Origin of the sequence: Micromonospora sp. NPDC005413, assembly GCF_040606435.1 — a bacterium.
Lineage (GTDB): Bacteria > Actinomycetota > Actinomycetes > Mycobacteriales > Micromonosporaceae > Micromonospora.
The window spans coordinates 72,247-96,587 of the sequence record NZ_JBEXEV010000024.1; the positions used below are offsets into that span (position 1 = coordinate 72,247).

Below are 24,341 nucleotides of genomic sequence, written 5' to 3' on the forward strand. Positions count from 1 at the left end.
ATGAAGTTATTGCCGCCCGCCGCGGCGTGCCGGCGCAATAACATCATGATCAACGGGATGGGTTGGGGGTGCGGAGGGTGCTGCGTTGGACGGCGCGGCTGATGTCGCTGGGGGAGATGATGCCGGTCAGGCGGCCGTCGTCGGTCACCACCAGGGCGCGGCCGTCGGCGCACTCACTGAGCCGGGGGAGCAGGTCGTTGAGCTGTTCACCCGGCTGGGCCAGGACCAACTGGTCGGCCCGGCAGGCAACCTCAGCGAGGGTGGTCGATGCCCGGCGCTCGGGCGGTACGCCTCGCACACGGTCGACGGTGACCAGGCCGGTCGGCCGGCCCTCCTCGGTCAGCGGCAGCGCCGAATGCCGGTACGCGAACAGGTAGTGGTCGACGAAGTCGGCGACCGTCATCTCCGCCGAGGCGGTCTGCGGCTGCGGAGTCATCACGTCGCCCACCCGGATTCCCCGCAGCGCGCTGCCGGTGCGGGCCTGCCGCTCCTCCATCCCGGCGGCCCCGATCAGGAACCAGCCGATCAGCACCAGCCAGAGCCCGCCGAACCCGACCCCGGACAGGAACCGCCACAGCCCGAGACCGATCAGCAGCGCGCCAAGCACCCAGCCGGCCCGGGCGGCGACCACGGACGCCCGGGTCCGGTCACCGGTGGCCTTCCACACCGCGGCGCGCAGCAGCCGTCCGCCGTCCAGTGGCGCGGCCGGCAGCACGTTGAAGATCGCCAGCAGCACGTTGATGCCGGCCAGCCACGCCATCGCCCCGAGCAGCAGGCCGCCCACCCCGGCCACCGCGAGCAGCGCGGCGATGGCACCGAAGAACGCCCCGATCAGCAGGCTGACCAGCGGGCCGACACCCGCGATCCGCAGCTCCGCACCCGGGTCGCGGGGCTCGCCCTTCAGCTCGGCCACCCCGCCGAACAGCCAGAGCGTGATGCCGTCGACCGTCAGCCCGTTGCGCTTGGCGACCACCGCGTGCGACACCTCGTGGGCCAGCAGGCCGACGAAGAAGACCACCGCCGCGGCCAGCCCGGCAATCGTGTACGCCACGGGCGAGCGGTCGGGGTACGAGCGGGGGAACTGGTTGGCGGCCAAAGCCCACGCGATCAACGCGAAGATGACCAGAACGCTCCAGTTGACGCCAACCGGCACTCCCGCGATCCGGCCAAGCCGGAAGCTTGCCCTCATCGGCGACTCATACCCGTAGGTGACCTTCCCATGCCAGCTGGCGAGGTGGAGTGTCGACGCGTGTGATCGGATGGCCCTGCTGAGCGAACATCTGTCGAAGCTCCACCCGGCCGGACTCCACCACATCTAGCAGGGGGCTGGGATCGATGTTGCTGGGGAGCGGCGTGTCGGTGGTCAGGTCCCGAACGGAGAAGGGATGGCACAGCCATCGTTGTAGCGCACGCCGATCGGTGGCGGCGTCCTCCCGATCACCCAGCCTCCAGACATCTGTCTTGTACGGGGTGCTGTCGTTTCCCAGTGCGGCGAGCAGGCCTGATTGGCGTATCAGGCATGGGTAGCAATGGCCGCAGTGATAGTGCCTAGCATCTGGCCGATTGCGTGGCGGATGCCCGCAGCTGACGGTGGAATGGGTGAGAGCGGTTGGGCTGAGCCCGGCAATCAGGGCGCGTTGGCAGACCTGCCCTTTTGTCAGGTGAAGGTAGGGGTTGGTGACGGTCACGGCACCGCCGAGGGCTTCAATGAGCGAGTTGAGCAGGTGCAGTGTGCCGGGATGCACCGATTTCGTCGAGCAGGCGGCCACCCGGGCCGGAGTGAGCGGTGGGTTGATGGCGAGTTGCCCGTTCTCGGGCACAGTGACTTGCGAGACCCCGTGGGCTGCGGCGAGATAGATGGCAGTGGCGAGGTACAGCAGCCCTCGGGTACGCGCCGACGCCTCGAGTTTCCTCGTCAGCCGCACCTGCTGTGAAGCCTTCAGTTGTGCGATATCACGTCGGGCCGCACTCGTGATCATGGTGAACGCCCGGTCTTGCTGACGGCTCCACTGTGGTTCGAAGTACGAGACCAACAGGAGCGGACCCTGCGCGACCTTGGCGCGCTCCGCTGCCCAGGCGGTGGAGTCGAGCCCTCCGGAAAAGAGGGCGACTTCCTCCACATCGGCATAGGTGGTGCGCCCCTGCTGAGGCCATCTCTGAGCGCCGGGACGAACGGTGATCGTCCAGCGGTCCGCGCTCAAGGTTTCCGCGAGGCGGGTCAACAGGTGCAGTGCCGACGGGCCCCAGACGTCGGGAGAGATCACCTCCACGGACAGGTCGATCCTTCGGGTCCAGCCGTCGACGGCGCGGCTACGGAGCGAAAGCTTGTCAGCCAGGAAGGCGGCTCGGGCAATCTGCAGCAGGTCCTGTGCCCAGTCGGGGCGATCCTGGGGTACCTCTGCCAATTTCTGCAACCGACCATCCGCGTGGCCGAGTAGCGGCCAGCCGATCGTGTCCCGCATCGGCTCCGTGGAGTTTCGGCCGCGGGCGCCGTAGTGGTAGGCGAAGCTTCCCGAGCTCATGCCGCCAGCTCCAACTCGCTGCCGCCGAGCCCGAGAGCCGCGGTCACGGTTGTGGTCAGCAGGTCCTTCGCGACGTCCGCGAGTCGTGTTGGCTCAGGCCCACGTTTGGCCGCCTCGGCACAGGGGCTGGGCAGAACCTTCATAACCTGATCAGCAACGAAGTCGGCCACCACGTCGGTGGGGTCGAGGATGATCAGTGCTGGCATCGCGATCTTGACGTTCTCGGCGATGAGAATATGCACGAATTCGCCGACCACCTCTCCGAAGAACGCCTGGTACAGCGCGCAAAACAACTCACCGGTTAGCCGTGTTGGGTGACCGGGGTCGGCAACCGGCCCGCCAGACGCCACGAGGTCCTCCGCGATGCGTCGGGAGGCCCGGCGGATGGCAGCGTCCACGATGAGTTGGCCATCGCCCGCAACGTGCCGAACGAATCCCCGGACGAACTCGTCGGCGTCACCCTGCGCCGCCACATGCCGCGCTAGCGGGGCATTCGTTCGGCCGAGGCCATCAAGCAGCTCAATCAGCCGTCCACCGGCCTGCTTCGTCGCGTCTTGAATGCCGAACGCCTCAGGGTCGGCAGACAGCGCGTCTCGCAACGCTTGCTGATACCGGATGGCAATAGCCTCGGCGCGTTGCCTATCGGGCTTAACCAACTGGTCAGGCCGGCTGGAGGCGTCGGGCGTCCATCTGCTCAGTCGGTCCTTGGCGCTGGTCCAGCCGGCGTTTTTTGGCCCAGGTAGACGGGACGAGGTGCCCACGCGACCTCCCGGAGGGGTGGGAAGGACGTCGAGTGAAGCCTAAAGATACGGAAGGTGTTTGGCTAGATGCGCTGAGTGTGCAAGCGGCGGTCGCGGCTGATCGGTCACCGGAACGGCGAGGTGGGCAGACTGAGCCGGAACATGGACGGCCAAGGCGGAAGGGTCGGCGAAGGCGAGAGGATTCACCGCCCGCTGGCAGCCTGGCCGAGCGAGCGATCGGCCTCACGGAGGGCCGCTTTGACCTCGCCGATGCTCACGGTCAGCCCAGCACGCTCATGTACTGCCGGGCCGCTTGGCTGCTGCCTTGCAGGGTTGTGGCGGCCTCGACCAGCCGCTGTTTGTTCTGTTCGGCGCGGGCGATGGCCTCGGCAAGAGTCGGGTGGCCAGTGCCGGCGGCAACTGCCCGCAGCCGGACCAGTACCTGCTCGGTGCTCTCGATGGCGGCCCGGATCTGGTTGGTCGTCGTGTTGCTCTGGTCGGTTGCCTGGGCGAGCGCGGCCTTCACTTGCTCGATGCTGGCCATGCCATCCTCCCGATCGTCTGCGTGGAGGCAGGATCCGCGGACGTACGTTCCGTGGAGGGACGAACACTAACCGACATCATGCGTGATCTACAGCCCTGTCGATCCGACCGACCCGGCTGCCATCACACTCGGGCACTCAGTGGTGCAGCCGATCGCTTGTCATGTTGATCAGCTTGGATGTGCAAACTAGCCTTGCGTAGATGAGAAGCATTCGAGGCGTAGTGACTTGGGCGGTGTTCGCTCTCCTGGGAGGGCTTGTCCTGCTGCTCTCCCCGCCCTTGATCGGCTTCGCGTTCGATTCGAATACGGATTGGGAGCGTTTGGCAGACATCGGCCAGGCGTACGGATCAGTCTCTGTGCTCCTCTCCGCACTGGCTCTCGTCGGGGTAGTCGCCACCGTCATCAGTCAGACCAGGCAATCCGGAATCGCATTGGAGTACGCGCAGCGGGACCAGCATGCGATGTTGCTCAAGATGGCGATTGACGACGCATCGTTGATGGAATGCTGGGGGTCCCTGACGCAGGATCTTGATCCTCAAAGGCGGAGGCAGCGGGCCTATATCAACCTGATCCTCAACTTCTGGGCCGCGACCTGGCAGCTCGATGGGATGCCTGAGAGTCAGCTAAGAGGACTCTTGGCTTCCGACATTTTCGCTACCGAGATGGGGTTGAGCTTCTGGGAGCAGGCCCGACTGACGCGGAAGGTCGTGCATGCCGGAGCGAAGCCCGCAGCGTTTGACCGGATCGTGGAAGACGAGTATCTGCGGGCCTTGGCGCGGCGGCGAGGTGCGTCTGAGTCGCACCTGAGGCAGTAGGGACACCGATTCCTGGAACGGAAGATCGCTGTGGTGTTGCTCTTAAGTCCTCCGGCCATCGGTCACTTCTGCGATGCCCCACCCTTGACGTTGGCGACGAAGGTCGACCATGCGGTCGGGGTAAACGTCAACACCGGGCCGCCCGGGTCCTTGCTGTCGCGCAGCCCGACCTTGCCCGACAGGTCGTCGGCGACCTCGACGCAGTCACCGGAGCCGTTGCTGCGGGTGCTCTTCCGCCAGGTCACGCGGACCGCCTGGATCTCTTCCAAGGCGCCGCCCCCTCATCGCTCGTCGATCGCCCCCTGGATCAGGTCGCGCGACTTGCGAGCGCTGGCCGCCGTGGCAACCAGGTGATCGAAGATTCGGCTGTATTCCCTGACCTGTTGGCCTTCGAGGTAGAGGCTACCCGCGCGCGTCTCGATGTAGACCACCCCGGGGTCGGCCGGATCGGGAAACGCGAGCACGCTGAACGCGCTGCCCATCGAACCGTATTCGCCGGCACCGAAGGTCAGGATCTGCACGGTGTTGCCGGGACGCTCACCTGCCTCAATGAGCCGCTGTAGCTGCGCCTTGAAGGCCTCCGCTCCGCCGATTGGCCGCCGCAGAGTCGCCTCGTCGAGCACCACCCAGAGCTTCGGTGGGCTGTCGCTCGCCTGGCGGCGCATCCGCAGCTCAACTCGCCGATCCACCTCGTCGGTGGGAGCGTCCGGGTGCTCGGCCCGGATCACGGCACGGGCGTAGTCGGCGGTCTGGAGTAGACCGGGGATCAGTTGCGGCTGGAAGGCGCGGATCTCCGACGCCTCGGCCTCCAGCCCGACGTAGACCTCGAACCAGTCCGGCAGCACGTCGTCGTACGCCTGCCACCATCCGCGCTTGCGGGCGTCCCGAGCAACCTGGGCGAGTGCGTCGACCTCCTCACCCTCGACTCCGTACAACTCCAAGAGACCGCGCGCGACCGGCGGGAGGACGGAGACCTGGGCGTTCTCGATGCGGCTGAGGGCCGACTTGGAGATGCCGATTTCCTTCGCCGCCTGGTCGGCGGTCATCCCCGTCTGCTCACGCAGGCGGCGAAGGGCTGCGGCGAGACGCCGTCGACGGACGGTCGGGCTTCCAGTCATGCCGACCAGTGTGGACCGAATGGGCGCGACACGCAATGACTCTGTCCCAAATCGGGAGTTGCGCAACGGGACTAGTTCACTGCACGATGAGTGAGGCTTCGAGTGTCCTGAGTGATTGATTCACCGACGCGGACCGATGAGGCTGCCCTGCTGGCGTACCGCTGGTCGTGGCTGCGGTAGCAGGTGCTCGGGGTGGGTCCGCCGGTGCGCGGCGGGCCGGTGGGCCCACCCACTGCACAGGTCAATCTCGACGGTGAGAGGCAGGTCCGGTCTTGCGCGTCTTCTTTCGGCGTACCCGGCGTCGGCAACGATCGGCCCACGGGCCAACCAGTTACCGGTCCGCGGCCTACCATCCGTTGCGGCCGTGGCAGGTCCGCGAGCGGCGGTTCCGTCCGACCCCGCTCGGCCGGCGCGGCTTCGAGCCCGGTGAGGTGCAGGAATTCCTCGACCGGGTCGCAGATGACCTGGCGATCGTTTACGACGCTCTGGCCCAGAGTCGTCGGGAAACCGAGCGGATCAAGGACGCGCTGCACCGATGGCAGTCGGCGCAGGCCCGCGCCCGCAACGAGCGGAGCCAGGGCCAATGAGCGAACGCTGGGTCATCCATCTGCCCGTCGTCGTCGGGGACCTCCCCACCGCACAGCGGCTCGCCCGGGTGGTGGCGCACCGGGCGCACGTCCTGCCTCAGCTCGAACCCGGCGGCATCACCGTGTCGGCCGAGGACGACCAGAACGTACGCCACTGGGTCTTCTGCGACCGGACGCTGCCCGAAGGCCGGCGCTGCCTGCTGCGGGCCGACCACGACGGTGCCTGCTCCCGGCGGGTGGTGAGGCGGCGATGAACGGCGTGCCCGTGATCCCCTGCCCGGAGTGCGTCGGGCTCGCCTTTCAGGTGCAGCGGTGCCAGTGCACCAGCGGCGGCGACCGGCTGCTCGTCGAGTGGGACGCCCTGGCGGACCAGCCCTACACCGACTGTCAGCTCTGTCGGGGCGACGGCAGCGTCGCGGTGCCCTGCCGGCTCTGCGCATCACGCGGTCGTCGGCGAGCCGAGCTGGTACTGACCGTCGTCAACCTCGACACCGGGCGTGCCACATCTCGGCAGCTCCGGCCGGGCCGCCTCGCGCCGGATCCCGAGCAGGGCGGCGGGTGGCAGGTGCCGTTGGCACCGATCCTGCGGGAGTTGGCCGACGTGGTCGGCGCCAGAAGCCTGCGTGATCACTGGCGGCTCGACGATGCAGTGTGGCTGCCGCGACGCTGGCAGCCTGACCTGCCCGCTGCCCAACGGAACGCTATCGAGGCCGAGGCGTTGGCCGGCCAGGACTACGACCCGTGGCGGGTCCTGCTCGGGCGGTCCGCTGAGGATCCATTACCTCCCGATCCAAATCACCACCTTGGTCAGCTCTGTGCGCTGGCCGGCCTGCTGCACCTGGACCTGGTTGTGGAGGTTCGCCACTGCTACGGCCGGACGTCCTGGGACGTCCGCTACGAGATGCCCGGCGGGGAAGTGCCGGCTCAGACCCAGCTCAGGGGCGAGGACCTACCCGCAGCCGTCGCCGCCACCACGGTCGCCGAGGCGATGTACGGGCTCGACGCCCGAGGGCTGAGCGCGCCCGCGTACACCGTGCGGTCGGCCTCCGACGACCCGACCGTGCCCGTGGCGATCGACCTTGATCTGGTCGAACGCCGGGTCTTTGCGGACCTCGCCGCCGGTGCGCCTGGCGCACAGGCCATCTGGCGCAACGGCCGGTGGTGGCACACCCGGTTGCGCCCCGGCGACGACGCTGAGGTGCTGCACGAGCGTGCCACCGGCCAGGTCGTCCGACGCCGGGTGACCACGCTGCTGCGGGCCTGGGAACCACCCGACCCGACGTGGTGGGGCGAACCGGTCGACTGGCGGGAGTGCCCCGACTGCCGCCCGGACAGCCGGCTACGCCGCTGTCACTGCCGGCTCGGCTCCCCGACCGTCGACCCCGACTGCCCCCGTTGCGGCGGCGCCGGGATGGCACCTTCGGCGCTGTCCTGCCACACCTGCCGGGACAGCCGCCGGATCTACTCAGCGCTGACCGTCACGGTCACTGACCTGACCCGCGCCACGCACACGCTGTGGCACCCGGCCGCCGGCGAGCCGGCGACGCTGGTCGGCACCCAACCCGGCGGCAAGCCCGTCTACCAGCTCCGCGACCACTACCGGGCCGCGCGTCTCGCGGCCATTTTCGGGGTACGCCCGCAGGACCTCACCCACCTTGACGACATGCCAGGCCACGGCCTGGGCCAGGACCTGTGCGACGGAACCGTCACCGTCGACGGTCCGGAAGTGGACCCGGTCGGCTGCTACGTCTCCTCGGCCGCGCGTGGACGTCCCGGCGCCCGGCTGATCGTGCTGGCCCAGGTGCCCGACGCCCCGTCCCTGGCCGACCTGATCAGGCTCGCCCTCGGGCTCGACCTGGCCCTGGCGGTCAGCGTCTGCGACTACCGGCTCAACGCGGCCGACCCGCTGCTCGTGCACGGCGACCGGTGGCGGGTGCAGGTTGTCCGTCCCGATGCCCCCATCGAGTCGGATCCGGTGCTGTCGCGGTCTCTGGAAGCGGCCATCGCCGACTGCCTCGAATACCTGGACAACGCGCTGCTCGCCGCCGTACCCCAGGACCCGGAGCAGCCGGTGCCCGCGCCCGGGCTCGCCGTGCCGCCGGTCGTCGCCGACCCGCCGGCACTGCTCAGCCGGCTCGGGAGCCACTACGCCGGCCAGTTCGTCACCGCCCGTTTCACGCGTGACGGTTGTCAGCTGTACCTGGGCGAACGGGACTGCACGCTACCGCTGGCCCGCGCGGCCACCCTCGCCGACGCCGTGGCCGCCCTGCGCCTGATGCGCGATTCGCATTAGCGGCTCAGCGGCGGGGGGCCTCGCTGGCGATTGTCGCCTCCCGGGGCAGCGCCGCCGCGCGTAGCGCCCAGTCCAGCGCGTAGTCGGCGACCTCCTCCCAGCCGTCCTGCCCGACGGTGAAGTGCGAGCGTCCGGGGAACTCCTCGTACGCGGTGAGCGCCCGGGACTTCTGGTAGAGCCCCGCGTTGGAGCGCACCACCGTCGCCGGCACCACATGGTCGGCGCCCCCGGCGATCAGCAGCAGCGGCGCGCGGTCGTTGCGGCCGTTGTCCACCTTGGCGGGCGAGGTCGGGTCGAGGTTGGCGAACGCGCTCTCGAAGAGCACCCGCCCGGCACCCGGGACGGCGTAACGCTGCCAGGCCCGGTCGGAGTCCTCGCGGCTCATCGTGTTGCCGAAGGCGTAGGCGAATTCGTCCGGGGTGAATGGGACGGCCTTCTGCCGGTTGGCCGGGTTGCGCAGGATCGAGAACGCGGAGCGTAGCTGGCTCAGTGGCAGTTTGAGCACCCCCTTCACCGCTGCGGGGTGCACTCCGACGCCGGCCGCGCCGAGGCCCCGGTCGACCAGGAGTTGGGTGAACAGCCCGCCGAACGAGTGCCCCATGATGATCGGCGGTCGGGGCAGCGCCCGGATGATCCGGTCGTAGTGCGCGACGATCGTCGCGACGCTCTGCTGGGCGATGGGGCCGGGATCGTCGCGCAACTGCTCCACGGGCAGGTCCATGCCGGGCCAGGCGGGGGCGATGACGTGCATGCCGCGCCTGGTGTACCGCTCGACCCACCCCTCCCAACTGCGCGGGGTCATCCAGAGCCCGTGGATCAGCACGACCGTGTCGACCTGGCCCTGCGGCGTGGTACCCATCGCGTCCTCCCGTTGTCGTCGCGTTCGGCCCGGCGGTTACCCGTTGCCGGGCGCGGAATTCCTCGGCCCGCAAGTTCGCTCGGCCCCTGACAAATGTCACGGCCGGAACGTGACGACCGCTCCGGGCATCGGGGTAGGCGCCGCCGGAGCATCAGTGACATGACCAGTACGCATCCGGCTGTCGAGTTGGACGGCCTCACCAAGACCTTCGGCGCGGTCACCGCGGTCGACGGGTTGAGCCTGCGGGTGCAGCCCGGCGAGGTGGTGGCCTTCCTCGGCCCGAACGGCGCGGGCAAGACCACCACCATCGACATGCTGCTCGGGCTGGCCCGCCCGGACGCGGGCACCGTCCGCATCCTCGGCGGCACTCCGGACAACGCGGTGGCCCGGGGCCGGGTCGCCGCCGTGCTCCAGACCGGCGGGCTGCTCAAGGACCTCACGGTGGGCGAGACGGTCCAGATGACCGCCCACTTCTACCGGCACACCCGCCCGGCCGCCGAGGTGCTGGAGCGGGCCGGCATCGCCGACATCGCCGATCGGGTGGTTGGGCGCTGCTCCGGCGGCCAGCAGCAGCGACTGCGCTTCGCGCTGGCCCTGCTGCCCGACCCGGATCTGATGGTGCTCGACGAGCCGACCACCGGCATGGACGTCGAGGGCCGGCGGGACTTCTGGCAGGCCCTGCGCCGTGACGCCCGGGCCGGACGGACCGTCATCTTCGCCACCCACTACCTGGACGAGGCGGACGCGTACGCCGACCGGATCGTGCTGGTCCGGCAGGGGCGCATCGTGGCCGACGGCACCACCGCGGAGATCAAGAACCTGGCCGCCGGCCGTACGGTGCGAGCCACGCTGCCCGGCGCCGACCAGGCTGCGCTCGCAGCGCTGCCCGGCGTGGACGCCGTGGAGGTACGCGGCGACAGCGTGCTGGTGCGTACCGGCGACTCGGACGCGATCGCCCGGCACCTGCTCACCCGGACCGCCGCCCGGGACGTGGAGATCACCTCCCGCAACCTTGAGGACGCCTTCCTCGCCCTGACCACCGCGCACACCGGAGCCTGAGATGACCACCCTGCCGGCCACCCCCACCCCTGTCCCCACCCCCACCCGTACCGATGAGCCGGACCGTCGGCTGCCCGCCCTGGGCGGGTTCGCCCCGGGCGTCCTGCGCATCGAGCTGCGCCGGGTGCTGCGCAACCGCCGCACCCTCGCCTTCACGCTGATCATGCCGGGCGTCTTCTTCCTCATCTTCGGCCTGCCGCAGGGCGGGCAGTTGCTGGACAACGGCCGCCCGGTGACGGCGTACGTCATGATCAGCCTGGCCGTGTACGCGGCCATGGTGGCGACCACCAGCGCCGGTGGTGCGGTGGCCACCGAGCGGGCGCTGGGCTGGAGCCGTCAGTTGCGGCTCACCCCGTTGCGCCCGACCGCGTACGTGGCCACCAAGCTGATCACCGCGATGACCCTCGGCCTGCTCGCGGTCGTGGTCGAGTTCCTGGTGGGCGCCGCGGCCGGGGTCCGTATCCCGGTGTACGTCTGGCTGCTGTCCGGGCTCGCCGCCTGGATCGGGTCGCTGGTCTTCGCCGCGTTCGGTCTGTTCATCGGCTACCTGGTGCCGGCCGAGAACGTCATGCAGTTCATCGGCCCGATCCTGGCCGTGCTGGCCATGTTCGGCGGGCTGTTCGTCCCGGTCGAGGTGCTGCCGGAGGTGCTTCAGCAGGTCGCGAAGTTCACCCCGGTGTACGGCATGGGCGTGCTGGCCCGTGCCCCGCTGACCGGCGAGGCGGTGAGCGCGGCGGCGCTGGCGAACCTCGTCGTCTGGGCGCTGGTCTTCGGCGTCGGTGCGGCCCGGCTGTTCCGCCGGGACACCGCGCGGGTCTGACCGCCGCGACGGCTAGCGTGAACCCGATGGACCTCTCCACGGGGCAGCCCTGGCCGGCGAACCGCCACTGGCGGTACACCGGCTGGCTGCTGGCCGCGGTCTGGCTGTTCTTCCTCAACGTGCCGCTCTCCACCGCGGTGCACCAGCCACAGCTCTGGCGGCAGGTCCTCGGCGTGACGGCCCTGGTGGTCTTCGGGGTCGGTTACGTGCTGCTGTTCCAGTGGGCCCGCCGGCTGCGCCAGTCCCTGCTGCCGATCCCGGCGGGCCGGGCGCGGGTCGGGCTCCTGCTCCTTCTCGCGGTGGGCCTGGCCAGCATCCCGGGCACCGAGGGGGACTGGCTGGCCACCCTGGTCTACGTGGCGGCGGCGGCGGTGTTCCTGCTGCCGTCGCGCGAGGCGGCGGCCAGCGTGGTCCTCTGCGCGGTGACCCCGGTGCTCGCGTCCTGGCTGGTGCCGGGATGGGAGGCGGAGAACGGCATCGTCTTCGCGGTGCTGCTCGCCTCGTTCGCCATGTTCGGGGTGTCCCGACTGGCCCAGCGCAACAGCGAGCTCCAGGCCGCCCAGCGGGAGATCGGCCGGCTCGCGGTCACCGAGGAGCGGGCCCGCGCCGCCCGCGACCTGCACGACATCCTCGGGCACTCGCTGACCGTGGTGGCGATCAAGGCCGAGTTGGCCGGCCGGCTGATCGAGGTGGACCGGGACCGGGCCGCCGCCGAGATCGCCGAGGTGGAGGCGCTGGCGCGGGCGGCGTTGTCCGACGTGCGGCAGACCGTCGGGGCGTACCGCGAGGTCACCCTCGCCGTGGAGCTGGCCGGCGCGCGCTCCGCGCTGGCCGCGGCGGGCATCGCGGCGGACCTGCCGGCCGAGGTGCCGGCGCTGCCGGACGAGTGGGACCGGTTGTTCGGTTGGACGGTACGGGAAGGGGTGACCAACGTGGTCCGGCACAGCGGGGCGCGGTGCTGCACGATCCGGGTACACCCGGACCGGGTCGAGGTGAGCGACGACGGTCGCGGTCCGTCCACTCCCGACGCCACCGGGCACGGGCTGATCGGTCTGCGTGAGCGGGCGCGGCGGCTGGACGCCGTGGTGAGCGTCGGTCGCCGGCCGGACGGAAGTGGCTTCCTGCTGCGGGTGCAGACGCCGGCGGAGGCCCGGTGAGCCGGGCCGCGCCGATCCGGCTGCTGCTCGCCGACGACCAGGCGCTGGTCCGGGGTGCGCTGGCCGCGCTGCTCTCCTTGGAGGAGGACCTGACCGTGGTGGCTGAGGTCGGTCGGGGCGACGAGGTGGTGCCCGAGGCCCGCCGGTGCGCCCCCGACGTCGCCCTGCTGGACGTGGAGATGCCCGGCATGGACGGGATCGCCGCCACCTCCGCGTTACGGGCCGCGCTGCCGACCTGCCGGGTGCTGGTGGTGACCACCTTCGGCCGGCCCGGCTACCTGCGCCGGGCGATGGAGGCCGGCGCGAGCGGCTTCGTGGTCAAGGACACCCCGGCCCGGCAACTCGCCGACGCGGTCCGCCGGGTGCATGCCGGCCTGCGGGTGGTCGACCCGACGTTGGCGGCGGAGACCCTGGCCACCGGGGTCAGTCCGCTGACCGAGCGGGAGACCGAGGTGCTGCGGACGGCCCGGGGCGGTGGCACGGTCGCCGACCTGGCCGGTGCGCTGCACCTGTCCGAGGGGACGGTCCGCAATCACCTCTCGGCGGCGATCGGCAAGACCGGCGCCCGCAACCGGGCCGATGCGATCCGGGTCGCCGAGCAGAACGGCTGGCTGCTCGGCGAGTGAGCGTTGTGCCCCTTGTGTGCCGCTCAGGCGGTGGGCGGTGGGGTGGGCAGTTGGTCGACCACCAGCACGCTGGTGCCGGGGCGGACCTCGGCGAGCAACTCCCGTTGACCGCTGCGGGTCAGCCGGATACAGCCGTTGGTGGTGTTCTCGCCCAGCTCGTCGTCGTTGTGCCAGGTGTGCACCCCGATGTGCGCGCCGCGCAGCCCGTCCGGCACCGACTCCGGGTCGTCGGGGATCGAACCGAGGGCGTAGATGTCCACCCCGCCGTAGACCGCCTCCGGCGGTGGGGTGCGGCCCAGGATGAAGGTCCGCCCGAGCGGAGTGTTCTGCCCCGACTGGCCGAGGCTGACCTCCCAGGAGCGCACCGCCTTGCCGGCGCGGTACCAGGTGAGCCGGTGGACTGTGCGCTCCACCACGATCTGGTCGCGTAGCGGCACGGTGTCGAACCCGCCGGGCGGCAGCCAGGCGAGCCGCCGGTTGGCCGAGGGCAGCAGGACGGCCGTCCAGCCGGCGCGCCGCTCGGCGATCGGCATGGTCAGCTCGACACCGCGGATCGACGGTTCGAGGAAGGCTCGCGGACGACCGCCGGGGGCGTCGTACGCGGCGATCCGCTTGGTCGGGTGCGCGCCCTCGGTCAGCGGCGTGGTGTCCATGCTGGCCGGATCGGCGGGGAACCCTCCGGGGGCGGGGTCGTAGTCGACCACCGGCAACCCGGCTGGGGCGGGCGCGGCCGGGGGGATCGACTCCTCGGGGCTCTGCTCCACGCTGCTCGGGGTCGGGTCGGCTGCCACGACAACCAGGTCGTCGAGGGCCGTCGAGCTCGGAGTGACGGCCCGGCCGACCAGCAGGGCGGTCACCAGCAGTGCGGGTACGGCGATGGCGGCAGCCACCCAGCCGGCGCGGCGGCGGTACGGAGACATTCGGTCAAACGACACCAAACCACACTACGGCGGCGAATGGTCCGGGGCCCCCGGTTCGGCGATACCCGCCGGCCGGAGGCCACGACCGACTCAGACCCGGGCGCCGATGTGGATGGCCACTGCGTCGTGTGCCGCCACGTTGGCCGCGAACCAGCCGCTACCGTCCACCGTGATCACCGGCCCGCTGCACGCGCCGCCCGCGTACGTGCCGTGGATGACGTCGCAGTACCGACCGGCGGGCAGCCCCGTGTAGTAGGAGCGACCGTTCACCGCGGAATCCTCGTCGTTGACGGTGATGAAACCCTTGCCGCTACGGCTGAACGCGATGTGGTTGTTGCCGTTGTCGTACCAGTTGGCCACGCCGGCGCCCTCGGTGGCGTTGCGGAAGCCGACCATGTTGGCGATCACCGGCCAGCGGTGCTCGCACTCCCAGCCGGAGTAGCAGGTGGCGTTGAGTGTCTTGTTGGCACCGTCCGACGGCGGGCCGGCGTCCCGGTTGCTGAAGGTGTAGCTGGACATGACGGTCGGCGAACCGTACGGCCAGGCCAGCATGAACGCGTTCGCCAGCGCGTAGATGCCGCGATCCTTGTAGGTGAGCACGCCACCGCTGTCGCGCTGGGTGTCGTGGTTGTCGACGAACACCGAGGCCGGCCCGGTGGGCAGGTGCCCCCAGCCCTCACCGAAGTTGCGCAGGTAGGACAGCCGTTCCGAGCGGAACACCCGGGCCAGGTCCTTGCCGTAGCGGAACTCGTGCACGTCACCGTTGCCGGTGTACTCCGTTGGCTGGACCGGCTCGCCGGCACCGTAGATGACCTCCTGCACGATGTACGCCGAGCGGGAGAGCTTGCCCTTGATCGCGGCGATGTCGGCGGCCGGCATGTGCTTGCTGGCGTCCAACCGGAAGCCGTCCACACCGAGGGAGAGCAGGTCGTTGAGGTACGACGCGATCTTCGTACGGACGTAGTCGGACTCGGTCTTCAGGTCCGAGAGGTTGACCAGCTCGCAGTTCTGCACCTCGTACCGGTCGTTGTAGTTGGCGATGTCGTCGCCGCCGTTACGCCCGCAGTGGTGGAAGTCCTGGTTCTGGTAGATGCCAGGGTAGTCGTAGTGCGAGTAGGACGAGCCGGCCCAGCCGGTGCCGCCGTTGTCCTGACCGGACATGTGGTTGATCACCGCGTCGACGATCACCTTGACGCCGGCCGTGTGGCAGGTGTTCACCATCGACTGGAACTGGGCCCGGGTGCCCTTGCGGGACTCGATCCGGTAGCTGACCGGCTGGTACGCCAGCCACCACTGGTTGCCCCGAACGTGTTCCTGCGGGGGCGAGACCTGGACGTAGCCGTAGCCCTTCGGGCCGAGCGTGCTCTGGCACTCGCTGGCCACCGAGGGCCAGTTCCACTCGAAGAGCTGGACGATGACCTTCTTGCCGCCGGGCGGGGCGGCGACGGCCGGGGGTGCCGTCATGGTGATGGGGACGAGCAGGCTGGCGACCAGGCCGAGGGCGAGGATCGCCGAGCCACGTCGACGACGGTGCATCGAGGACTCCTGACGAGGGCAGGGGCGGGGGTGGTGGTGCGGCGGGGAAGCGCTGGGTTGTCGGAATCTTGCAACCCAGGCTGAAATTTTCTGAAAGGTTACAAGCGTGTTGCAGTGACTGTCAATGCATGGACATCTGTCACTGTCTGAACCGGTGCGGGGGAGCGGGTGCAACGCACGCCGGCACCACTCGGTTCGATCGCGCCCCAGAAATTTTCGCCACCGGATGATCCGCGCGCCCCGCCGGTCCGTACTGGATGGGGGAGCAGGGGTCGGCCGGTGGTACGCCGCCGCGAGACGATCGAGGAGCAGATGGCCCGGGCACAGCAGGACCAGAAGGCGGCCACCGTCCGGACCAGCGCCAGCAGTCGGGGGGTACGCGCCCCGTCGCGGTCCGCGGTCGCCATGCTGATCGCGTCGGTGCTCGCCGCGCTCTGGGCGGCGATAATGCTGACCGGCGCCGGCCAGACGGCGTACGCGTACGGCTTCTTCTTCACCGAGTTCTTCGCCGGGGTGATCGCCCTGGTGTCGTTGAGCCTCACCGTGATGCTCGGCCTGCTCGCCACCGACCGGCTGGTGCTGCGCATCTCGCACCGGGTGCTGATGCAGTCGGCGCACCGGGCCACCGGCGTGCTGGGCGTGGCCGGGCTCGGTTTCCACGTCCTCACCAAGATCGCCACGGGTCGTGCGGCGGCGACCGACGCGCTGGTGCCGTTCGTCGGCGGCCGAGGGCTCTACGTCGGGCTCGGCACGGTGGCCGCCCTGCTGATGGTCAGCGTGATCTGGACCGGCATCATCCGGGCCCGCTTCGCCGGCGTCGGTCCGAAGTGGCTGTGGCGCACGATGCACTCCACCGCGTACCTGGCCTGGCCGTTCTCTGTGCTGCACGGCCTCAACGCCGGCCGGGCCGCGAAGTCCTGGGTGGTGCTCAGCTACCTCGGTTGCATCCTGCTGGTCGTGCTGGCCCTGCTGGTCCGGCTCTCGGTCACCATCGGTCGGCGCAGCCGTGAGCAGCACCAGGCGGCGGTGCGGAACGCGGCGTTGGCCGGCCGGGCCGGCGAGGCGAGCCGTGGCCGATCGCTGCTGGCCGGTATGAGCCGACGCCGCACCTCCGATGCGGACAAGCGTCCCGCCTGGGCGGAGACCACCACCGCCACGTGGGCCGCGCCGGCCGGGCGGCGCGACCCCGATCGGTTCACCGTCCCGGTGGTGCCCGAGCCCGGCTCCCTCGTCGAGCCGACCCGACCCAGCCGGCGTCGACGCGAGGAAGAGCCCGCGGCCCGCCGCGACACCGAACGGCCGTCGCGCGGCCGACGCGACGAGGAGCCGGCGACCCGCCGCTCGACCCGCCGCAGTGCGGAGGAGACCGGCACCCGTCGACGCGACGAGGAGGAGTTGGAGCCGGTGGCCCGGCGACGCGGCTCGCGTACCCGGGACGAGGCTGCCACGACGCGGCGGCGAAGCGCCGAGGAGCCGGTCGCCGAGCGGTCCAGCCGCCGGTCCCGCAACGAGGACGACGGCAGCCGCTACTCGGCGCCGCCACAGCCGACTGTCGCCGAGCCCGAGGAGCCGTGGGACAGCCCGCGCCGGTGGCAGGCCGGCGAGCCGATCTCGGCCGGCCCGGTCTCCGCCGAGCCGATCTCCAGCAGCCCGATCTCGGCGACGCCCCGCAGTGGCAGCGGCCGGCACAGCGTCGAGGACGACCTGCCGGAGGAGCCGGACTACTGGCGCCCCCCGGCCCGGTACGTGCCGGACGAGGTGCCGCCGCCCGTCGACGACACCCCGACCCTGGTCGACCTGGCGTCTCGCCGCGCCAAGCGGGCAGCCGGCGAGGGCCGGTCCGCCAAGCGCCGCAAGGCCAGCGCGGATGCGGTGGACGGGGCGTACTGGGCCGGGCTGCGAGGTGAGGCGAAATGATGCGGACGGCCGTGCCAGCGGTCGCCTGCGTGGGTGAGCCCCGGCTCACCGCCGGCTTCGCCGAGTTCGGCCGGCTCGACCTGGCCGCGCACGAGGAGGTGCACGGCCCGATCGGCCCGATGGAGCCGGCGCAGTTGCTCCGGCTCGCCGAGGGCATGCAGCTCAAGGGCAAGGGCGGGGCGGGTTTCCCGTTCGCCCGCAAGCTGCGCGCGGTGCTGGAGTCGTGCGAGCGGCAGGACCTCGCCGCCGTGGTGGTGGTCAACGCCAGCGAGGGGGAGCCGGCCAGCTGGAAGGACAAGGTCCTGCTGACCCGCGCCCCCCACCTGATCCTGGACGGCGCGGCGCTGGCCGCGTACGCGTTGGACGCCGACGAGATCGTGATCGGCGTGGCCGACGACGGGGTTGGCCGGGACTCGCTGATGGAGGCGCTGGAGGAGCGCCGGATGCCGGTGCCGACCACCATCGTCACCGTGCCGCACCGGTTCATCTCCGGCGAGGGCGGCGCGCTGGTCAATGGGATCAACGGTCTGCCGCACATTCCGCCTGGCACCAAGAAGCGTTCCAGCGACTCCGGCGTCAGTGGCCTGCCCACCCTGCTGTCCAACGCCGAGACGTACGCCCAACTCGCCGTCGGGGCGCGACTCGGCCCGTACGAGTACGCGGCGCTCGGCACCGACGACGAGCCGGGCACCGTGCTGCTCACCGTGACCGGCGCGGCGGGCCGGCCGGCCGTGGTGGAGTGCACCGCCGGCATGCCGTTGCGCGACGTCCTTGACCTGTGCGAGGTGCCGGACGTGCAGGGCATCCTGATGGGCGGCTACCACGGCAAGTGGATCACCCCGGAGGCGGCGGAGAAGGCCGAGGTCTCCCGCAAGGGCCTGGCCGCGGTCGGCGGCACCCTCGGCGCGGGCATCATCATCCCGCTCGGCGTCGACACCTGCCCGCTCGGTGAGGCCGCGCAGGTGGTGCGCTACCTGGCCGGCGAGTCCGCCGGGCAGTGCGGACCGTGCAAGATGGGCCTGCCGGACCTGGCCCGCGCCGTGGACCTGGCCGTCGCCGGCAGCCAACCAGCGGACGTGGTCCGGGCCGCCGCCGGCGAGGTGAAGGGCCGGGGCGCGTGCAGCCACCCGGACGGCACGGCGCGGTTCGCCCTCTCCGCGATCGAGGTCTTCGCCGACGACCTGCGGCTGCACAGCACCGGCGATGGCTGTGGCCGCCGGGTCAAGGGCGTGATGGGGCTGCCGGGCGCACCCGACCTCAACCCGCAGAAGCTCACCCTGGACTGGTCGCGGTGCGACGGGCACGGCCTCTGCGCGCACGTCGTCCCGGATTTCATCCGGCTCGACGCGAACGGATATCCCGCCTTCCCGACCACCCCCGTGCCGACCTGGCTGCGGGAGGGCGCGCTGAAGGCGGTCAAGGTGTGCCCGGAGCTGGCCCTCCGGCTGGCAAAGGCCGAGTAGGGAAGGGCCCCTTCGCAACGCCTGGTGTAGGGGAAGTGCGACTGTCGAAGGGAGACGCGGATGCGCCGCTGGCACGCATGGAGGCGACCACCCCGGCTCGGCGGGGATCGTCGGGCCGCCCTGGCCGGCGCGCTCGTCGTTGCCCTGCTCGGTACGGCATCCTGCACCGGCACGGCGGCGTCCGGACCGGCCACCGCCGGATCCCCACCAGCCTCGACCAGCGCCTCGGCCGCACCGACCGGTTCCGCGGCCGCCGCTTCGCCCGGCTCACCGGCTGCCGCTCCGGCGCAGGTCCCGGACACTCTGCGCTTCACCGGGACCACCCTCACCGGCGCCGCGTTCGACGCGGCACAGCTCGCCGGCCGGCCCGTGGTGCTGTGGTTCTGGGCGCCGTGGTGCGCCACCTGCGCCAGCCAGGCCTGGACGGTGGCCGAGGTCGCGCCCCAATACCGCGACACCGTGCCGATCATCGGCGTCGCCGGGCTCGGTGAGCAGAAGGCCATGAAGGAGTTCGTCACCGAGTTCGACCTCACCGGGACGCCACAGCTCGACGACCGCAAGGGAACGCTCTGGCGCCGGTTCAAGGTGACCGAGCAGAGCATCTTCGTGATCATCGACCGGAACGGCAAGGTGGTCCACCAGGGATTCCTGGACGGCGAGGCGCTCACCGCCCGGGTCGCCGCACTGGCCGGGGCGTGACCGCCCCGCTGCTGCTCGCGCTGACCGCAGGCATGCTCGGCGCGGTCAACCCGTGCGGCTTCGCGTTGCTGCCCGCGTACCTCTCGCTGTTGGTCGCCGGGGCGACGGACGCCCGCGGCGCGGTCGGTCGCGCGCTCACCGCGGCGGCCGGGCTGACCCTGGGGTACGTGCTGGTCTTCGGCGCGTTCGGCCTGGCGCTCGCGCCGCTGGCCGGTTGGCTGCGGCCCCGGCTGCCGTGGCTGACCGTGGCGCTCGGCGTGCTGCTGGTGGTGGCCGGCTGCTGGCTGCTCGCCGGCCGGCGACTGCCCGCGCCCGGCTGGTCCGCCCGGGCACCCCGGCTCACCCGGTCCTGGCCGTCGATGGTGCTGTTCGGCGCGGCGTACGCGCTGGCGTCGCTCGGCTGCGCCATCGCGCCGTTCCTGGCCATCGTGGTGACCAGTCTCCAGGCCGGCTCGACCGGCCGCGGGCTGGCGCTGTTCGGCGCGTACGCCCTCGGGATGGGTCTGGTGGTCGCGGTCGCCGCGCTCGGTGTGGCGCTGCTGCGCGACGGGCTGGTGGCCCGGCTGCGCGTCGCCGGCGCGCTGGTGCCCCGGCTCAGCGGCCTGGTGCTGCTGCTCGCTGGCGGTTATGTCGCCTGGTACGGCTGGTACGAGCTACGGCTCGCCGCCGGCCGCCGTGACGCCCTGAGGGACCCGGTGATCCAGGCGGCGTCCCGGCTGCAACACGCCCTGGCGGACACCCTGAACCCCACGGTGCTGCTGCTAACCCTCGCAACCCTCCTGCTGGCACCAGCCCTGATCCGCCGCTCCCGCCCCCACCCCCGCGATCTTGCAGTTGCTGCCCCGGCAAAAGCCGCAAAGCACCCCATCTCGGGGACCGAAGCTGCAAGATCGACGGGAGGTCAGGGGGTTCGAGGTTAGCGGGGGGTTAGGCGGTCCGTTCCTAGGCGGTCTTGGAGGACCTTGGGGATCAGGACTGAGCCGTCGGCCTGCTGGTTCTGCTCCAGGATGGCCGGGAAGAGCCGGCTGGTGGCCAGCGCCGAGCCGTTGAGGGTGTGCACGAAACGGGTCTGCTTGCCGCCCGGCTCGCGGTAGCGGATGGCCGCCCGGCGGGCCTGGTAGTCGCCGGCCCAGGAGACCGACGACACCTCCTTGTACTTGCCGGTGCTCGGCATCCACACCTCGATGTCGAGGGTCTTCTTCATCGAGGCGCTGGCGTCACCGGCCGAGAGCAGAGTGCGCTGGTAGTGCAGGCCCAGCCCCTCGACCAGGCCCTCGGCGTGGGCGAGCATCTCCTCCAGTGCCGTGTCGGCCTGCTCCGGCAGGGTGAACTGGAAGATCTCCACCTTGTTGAACTGGTGCCCCCGCACCGTGCCGCGCTCGTCCGAGTGCGAGCCGGCCGACTCCCGCCGGTAGCACGGGGTGTAGGCGAACGCCTTCAGCGGCAGCTTCGGGGTCTCCAGGATCTCGTCCTGGTACGCGCCGAGGATCGCCGTCTCCGACGTGGGCAGCAGGAACTGCCCACGCGGGGCGGACTCCTTGTCCAGGTGGTAGACGTCGTCGTAGAACTTGGGGAACTGCCCGGCAGCGAAGCCGGCCGAGTCCAGAAGCAGGTGCGGCGGGAGCAGGAACTCGTACCCGGCCTTGACGTGCTGGTCGATGAAGTAGTTGAGCAGCGCCCACTCCAGCCGGGCGCCGACCCCCGTGTAGATCCAGAAACCGGACCCACCGAGCTTGACCCCGCGCTCGTAGTCGACCAGGCCCAGCGCACGGCTCAGCTCCACGTGGTCGCGGACCTTCTCGATCACCGGCGGCTCGCCGAAGGTCTTCACGACCCGGTTGGCTTCCTTGCCGCCGGCCACGACATCGTCGGCCGGCAGGTTGGGCAGCTCACTCATCGCCGTGCGCAGCCGGGCCTGCACCTCGTCCAGCTGGGACTCCAGCTCGGCGAGCTGCTTACGCTCGGCCTCCGGCGCGGCGACCTGCGGCTCCTCGCCGGCGCGCTTGGCCTGCGCGTACGCCCGGGCCTCCGCCTTGCGGCGCTGCCGCTCGGCGTCGATCTCCGTGATCAGGGTGCGGCGTTCCTGGTCGAGCCGCTGGATCTCGTCCAGGGCACGGGTGACCTCGGCGGGATCCAGACGCTTCGCCAGCGCGGTTGCCACCGCCTCGCGATCCTTCCGGATCAACTCCATGTCGAGCATGCTGCTCCGTACGCCTCCGTCCGGGGTCACAGGTGAACCACCAGATGCTACCGTCGCGCCCTCGTCGCCCCGGGACGGGGAGCGCGGAAGGGACGCGGCGACCCCGGTTCAGAGCCGGATCGGCATCAGCATGGAGTAGGTGTCCGCGTCGTCCGGGCGGCGTACGGCCAGCGGGGCGATCGGGCCGTCCAGCTCCAACACCAGTTGGGGTGCGCCGGCCGCGTTCAGCGCGTTCAGCGCGTCCAGCAGGTAGCCACCGTCCACCCCGACCCGCAGCGTGTCCGAGGACAGGTCGGCGGTGGGGAGCAGGCGCAGGCCGCCCTGGTCGTCGAGGCCCAGCACGGTGACCTCCCGTGGCTCGCCACCGTAGTCGCACGACACCGTGGGGGCCGCCGGGTCGGCCAGCGCGGCGCGCAGCGCCGCCACGTCCACCGGGATCCGGCGCGCCCCCGGCCGCTCGTCCACAGCTTCGCGCAGCAACCGGCGGTAGTCCGGGAAGTCGTACGGCAGGGCGGTGCCGGTCAGCGTCCGGCCAGCCACCACGATCCGCAGGTCGGCGTCGGACGCGGTCAGCCGCACCGGCCGGGTGTCGGCGGCGTCGAGCAGCACGCGGAGCTGGTCGATGAGGGCCACGGGAACGAGCACCCGCACCGGTGGGCCGTCGACGGTCACCCCGGGCCCGACCCGGGCCAGCGCGAGCCGGTGCCGGTCGGTGGCGACGAGCCGGACGCCGTCCGGCGCCACGTCGAGCAGCACGCCGGAGAGCACCGGCAGCTCCGGGTCGGTGCCGACGGCGAAGCGCACCGCGTCGACCGCGACGGCCAAACCGGCGGGGGAGAGCAGCAGCGTGGTGGTGGCGGGCTCGGCCGGGTCGACCAGAGCCCGGAGCCGGGCGACCTCACGTCGGGCGTCGGTGAGCCCGTCCGCCAGCCGGCGCAGGTGCGTGTCGAGCAGCCGGTGCACCGCGGCCGGATCGGCGCGGACCGCGGCGGCGATCTCCGGCACCGGCATGCCGATGCGGCGCAGCCCGGCCACCAACCGGGCCGGGGTGATCTGCTCCTCGGTGTACCAGCGGTAGCCGCTCATCGGGTCGACCAGGGCCGGCTCCAGCACCCCCGCCGAGTCGTAGAAGCGCAGCGCGCTGACGGTCAGGCCGCTGGCCCGGGCCAGCTCGCCGATGCTGTGCAGGTCGTTCTCCACGCTGGGAATCCTGCCCCCTCGACCTGGTAGAGGGTCAAGCCACCTGCCCCTGCGGCGTCGTCGTGTCCTGCTCCAGCACCCGGAAGGTGAGGCCGGCCCGGATGAGCCGGTCGAGCAGCGCGTCGCCCATCGCGGCGACCGGGGTGAGCTGGCCGGTGGTCGGCGGCAGCTCGTCGAGCGCCAGGCAGAGCGCCGACTCGCCGAGCATCTTCGCCGTCTCGTCGTAGCCCGGGTCGCCGCCAGCGACCTCGGTGACCACCCGCCGCCCGCCGCCGGTGCCGACGAACCGGACCCGGAACCAGGACGCCGCCCGCTGCTGCGCGGTGGGCCCCTGCCCGGAGGCGAGCCGGCCGAGCAGCCAGCGTCGGCTGGGTGGCAGCTTCACCAGCCCCATGAGCGCGCCGAGCCCGGCCGCGCCGGCCAGCACGGTGGGCAGCCGCTTCACCGCGGCGAAGTGCCGGTAGCGGAAGTCCGGGCCGTACTCCGGACGGGCTGCCGCCGAGCGGCGGACCACCTGCGGGTCGATGGTCGGCAACGGCACGGTCCAGATGCCCAGCTCGGCTGAGCGGGCCAGCCGACCGGGAATTGCCCGGACCCGGCGGTCCGTGGGGCGCGGCTCGACGGCCCGGCGGTCCCGGGCGGCCCGGCTGGCCTGCCCGGTGCGGGAGAACGCGGTGAGCGCGGAATGGTACGTGCCGGCGGAGAACCGACCGCCAGCGCGCACGTAACCGTCCACCGTGATCGGAACGTCGGCGGGCAGTTGCTTGACGGTGAACCAGACGCCCAGGTCGTGCGGGATGGAGTCGAACCCGCACGCGTGCACCAGCCGCGCGCCGGTGCGGGTCGCCTCGGCGTGGTGGCGCACGTACATCAGGTCGACGAACTCCGACTCGCCGGTGATGTCCAGGTAGTCGGTGCCGGCTCGGGCGCAGGCGGCGACCAGCGGCTCCCCGTGGTGGACGTACGGGCCGACCGTGCTGGCCACCACCCGGGCGCTGTCCGCCACCGCGCGCAACGAGTCGGCGTCGGTCACGTCGGCGGTGAGCAGCGGCAACCCGGCCAGCGTCGGGTCGATCGCGGCGAGCCGTTCCCGGACGGCGGCGAGGCGGTCCGGGCTACGCCCGGCCAGCGCCCAGCGCAACCCGGGCGGCGCGTGCCGGGCCAGGTATTCGGCGGTCAGACCTCCGGTGAATCCGGTCGCCCCGAACAGCACCACGTCGTACGTTCGCTCCCCAGCCATCCCCAGAGTCTGCCATCCGCCGTCGC

At 71.3% G+C, this 24,341-nt stretch carries 24 protein-coding genes; 12 read left to right on the forward strand and 12 right to left on the reverse strand.

The genetic code is table 11. The annotated features are described in order from the left end of the window. Positions 1–49: 49 nt before the first annotated feature. The 4 genes from ABZS37_RS22840 to ABZS37_RS22855 all read right to left on the reverse strand — a co-directional run bounded on the left by ABZS37_RS22840 (position 50) and on the right by ABZS37_RS22855 (position 3,806). Entirely contained in the window at positions 50–1,189 is a 1,140-nt protein-coding gene (locus ABZS37_RS22840) for a site-2 protease family protein (RefSeq protein ID WP_355171931.1), read from the reverse strand. Between the two features lie 7 nt (positions 1,190–1,196). Then, entirely contained in the window at positions 1,197–2,522 is a 1,326-nt protein-coding gene (locus tag ABZS37_RS22845) for a 7-cyano-7-deazaguanine synthase (protein WP_355171933.1), read from the reverse strand. After that, positions 2,519–3,283, reverse strand: a complete 765-nt coding sequence (locus ABZS37_RS22850; protein ID WP_355171935.1) for a hypothetical protein — start codon at positions 3,281–3,283, stop codon at positions 2,519–2,521. Before ABZS37_RS22850 ends, ABZS37_RS22845 begins: the two co-directional genes overlap by 4 nt. A gap of 259 nt (positions 3,284–3,542) precedes the next feature. After that, entirely contained in the window at positions 3,543–3,806 is a 264-nt protein-coding gene (locus ABZS37_RS22855) for a hypothetical protein (RefSeq protein WP_355171937.1), read from the reverse strand. Between the two features lie 200 nt (positions 3,807–4,006). Between ABZS37_RS22855 and ABZS37_RS22860 the strand changes: the two genes are divergently transcribed. Beyond that, positions 4,007–4,621 (forward strand): DUF6082 family protein, encoded by a 615-nt coding sequence (locus ABZS37_RS22860; protein WP_355171939.1) that lies wholly within the window; start codon positions 4,007–4,009, stop codon positions 4,619–4,621. Between the two features lie 62 nt (positions 4,622–4,683). Here ABZS37_RS22860 and ABZS37_RS22865 read toward each other — a convergent pair whose 3' ends face one another. Together ABZS37_RS22865 and ABZS37_RS22870 are read right to left on the reverse strand one after the other, a co-directional pair. Further along, complete coding sequence (locus ABZS37_RS22865) at positions 4,684–4,890, reverse strand: DUF397 domain-containing protein (protein WP_355171941.1); 207 nt, start codon at positions 4,888–4,890, stop codon at positions 4,684–4,686. A 12-nt stretch (positions 4,891–4,902) separates the two neighbouring features. After that, positions 4,903–5,739, reverse strand: a complete 837-nt coding sequence (locus ABZS37_RS22870) for a helix-turn-helix transcriptional regulator (protein WP_355171943.1) — start codon at positions 5,737–5,739, stop codon at positions 4,903–4,905. A 272-nt stretch (positions 5,740–6,011) separates the two neighbouring features. Here ABZS37_RS22870 and ABZS37_RS22875 point away from each other — a divergent pair, with 272 nt between their 5' ends. Genes ABZS37_RS22875 through ABZS37_RS22885 form a run of 3 tightly spaced genes read left to right on the forward strand, consistent with a single transcriptional unit; the run spans position 6,012 to position 8,619 of the window. Further along, a complete protein-coding gene (locus ABZS37_RS22875; protein WP_355171945.1) occupies positions 6,012–6,326 on the forward strand; it encodes a DivIVA domain-containing protein in 315 nt (104 codons plus the stop codon). After that, positions 6,323–6,580, forward strand: coding sequence for a hypothetical protein (locus ABZS37_RS22880; protein ID WP_355171947.1), 258 nt, complete (start codon positions 6,323–6,325; stop codon positions 6,578–6,580). Before ABZS37_RS22875 ends, ABZS37_RS22880 begins: the two co-directional genes overlap by 4 nt. Further along, positions 6,577–8,619 (forward strand): hypothetical protein, encoded by a 2,043-nt coding sequence (locus tag ABZS37_RS22885; RefSeq protein WP_355171949.1) that lies wholly within the window; start codon positions 6,577–6,579, stop codon positions 8,617–8,619. Before ABZS37_RS22880 ends, ABZS37_RS22885 begins: the two co-directional genes overlap by 4 nt. Positions 8,620–8,623: 4 nt before the next feature. Here ABZS37_RS22885 and ABZS37_RS22890 read toward each other — a convergent pair whose 3' ends face one another. Continuing rightward, entirely contained in the window at positions 8,624–9,478 is an 855-nt protein-coding gene (locus ABZS37_RS22890; RefSeq protein ID WP_355171951.1) for an alpha/beta fold hydrolase, read from the reverse strand. A gap of 159 nt (positions 9,479–9,637) precedes the next feature. On the opposite strand from ABZS37_RS22890, the gene ABZS37_RS22895 reads away from it, so the two are divergent. Genes ABZS37_RS22895 through ABZS37_RS22910 form a run of 4 tightly spaced genes read left to right on the forward strand, consistent with a single transcriptional unit; the run spans position 9,638 to position 13,140 of the window. After that, a complete protein-coding gene (locus ABZS37_RS22895) occupies positions 9,638–10,537 on the forward strand; it encodes an ABC transporter ATP-binding protein (protein ID WP_355171953.1) in 900 nt (299 codons plus the stop codon). Between the two features lies 1 nt (position 10,538). Beyond that, on the forward strand, positions 10,539–11,357 hold the full coding sequence (locus tag ABZS37_RS22900) for an ABC transporter permease (protein ID WP_355171955.1): 819 nt from the start codon (positions 10,539–10,541) through the stop codon (positions 11,355–11,357). 26 nt (positions 11,358–11,383) lie between these two features. Continuing rightward, the gene (locus tag ABZS37_RS22905; RefSeq protein ID WP_355171957.1) at positions 11,384–12,514 is read left to right on the forward strand and encodes a histidine kinase; all 1,131 of its coding nucleotides are present in this window, start codon (positions 11,384–11,386) and stop codon (positions 12,512–12,514) included. After that, complete coding sequence (locus ABZS37_RS22910) at positions 12,511–13,140, forward strand: response regulator transcription factor (RefSeq protein WP_355171959.1); 630 nt, start codon at positions 12,511–12,513, stop codon at positions 13,138–13,140. Before ABZS37_RS22905 ends, ABZS37_RS22910 begins: the two co-directional genes overlap by 4 nt. Before the next feature lie 23 nt (positions 13,141–13,163). Here the strand turns inward: ABZS37_RS22910 and ABZS37_RS22915 are convergent, their stop codons facing one another. Continuing rightward, the gene (locus ABZS37_RS22915; RefSeq protein WP_355171961.1) at positions 13,164–14,075 is read right to left on the reverse strand and encodes a L,D-transpeptidase; all 912 of its coding nucleotides are present in this window, start codon (positions 14,073–14,075) and stop codon (positions 13,164–13,166) included. A 75-nt stretch (positions 14,076–14,150) separates the two neighbouring features. Continuing rightward, complete coding sequence (locus ABZS37_RS22920) at positions 14,151–15,596, reverse strand: alpha-amylase family glycosyl hydrolase (RefSeq protein ID WP_355171963.1); 1,446 nt, start codon at positions 15,594–15,596, stop codon at positions 14,151–14,153. 279 nt (positions 15,597–15,875) lie between these two features. Between ABZS37_RS22920 and ABZS37_RS22925 the strand changes: the two genes are divergently transcribed. From ABZS37_RS22925 to ABZS37_RS22940, 4 genes are read left to right on the forward strand one after another with little or no spacing between them, the layout of a single operon-like run. Next, positions 15,876–17,513 carry a hypothetical protein gene (locus ABZS37_RS22925; RefSeq protein WP_355171965.1) on the forward strand — a complete coding sequence of 546 codons (1,638 nt, stop codon included), beginning with the start codon at positions 15,876–15,878 and terminating at the stop codon, positions 17,511–17,513. Further along, complete coding sequence (locus ABZS37_RS22930; RefSeq protein ID WP_355171967.1) at positions 17,510–18,976, forward strand: NADH-ubiquinone oxidoreductase-F iron-sulfur binding region domain-containing protein; 1,467 nt, start codon at positions 17,510–17,512, stop codon at positions 18,974–18,976. Before ABZS37_RS22925 ends, ABZS37_RS22930 begins: the two co-directional genes overlap by 4 nt. A gap of 60 nt (positions 18,977–19,036) precedes the next feature. Then, positions 19,037–19,675 carry a redoxin domain-containing protein gene (locus ABZS37_RS22935; RefSeq protein ID WP_355171969.1) on the forward strand — a complete coding sequence of 213 codons (639 nt, stop codon included), beginning with the start codon at positions 19,037–19,039 and terminating at the stop codon, positions 19,673–19,675. Continuing rightward, positions 19,672–20,595: a cytochrome c biogenesis CcdA family protein gene (locus tag ABZS37_RS22940; protein WP_355171971.1), complete on the forward strand. Its 924-nt coding sequence runs from the start codon at positions 19,672–19,674 to the stop codon at positions 20,593–20,595. Before ABZS37_RS22935 ends, ABZS37_RS22940 begins: the two co-directional genes overlap by 4 nt. On the opposite strand, the gene serS is transcribed toward ABZS37_RS22940, so the two are convergent. The 3 genes from serS to ABZS37_RS22955 form a co-directional block, all read right to left on the reverse strand. Next, positions 20,592–21,875, reverse strand: a complete 1,284-nt coding sequence (serS, locus tag ABZS37_RS22945; protein ID WP_355171989.1) for a serine--tRNA ligase — start codon at positions 21,873–21,875, stop codon at positions 20,592–20,594. The genes ABZS37_RS22940 and serS overlap by 4 nt on opposite strands. Positions 21,876–21,983: 108 nt before the next feature. Further along, positions 21,984–23,063, reverse strand: a complete 1,080-nt coding sequence (locus ABZS37_RS22950; RefSeq protein WP_355171991.1) for a MerR family transcriptional regulator — start codon at positions 23,061–23,063, stop codon at positions 21,984–21,986. A 46-nt stretch (positions 23,064–23,109) separates the two neighbouring features. Then, positions 23,110–24,315, reverse strand: coding sequence for a saccharopine dehydrogenase NADP-binding domain-containing protein (locus tag ABZS37_RS22955; RefSeq protein ID WP_355171973.1), 1,206 nt, complete (start codon positions 24,313–24,315; stop codon positions 23,110–23,112). Between the last annotated feature and the right edge of the window lie 26 nt (positions 24,316–24,341).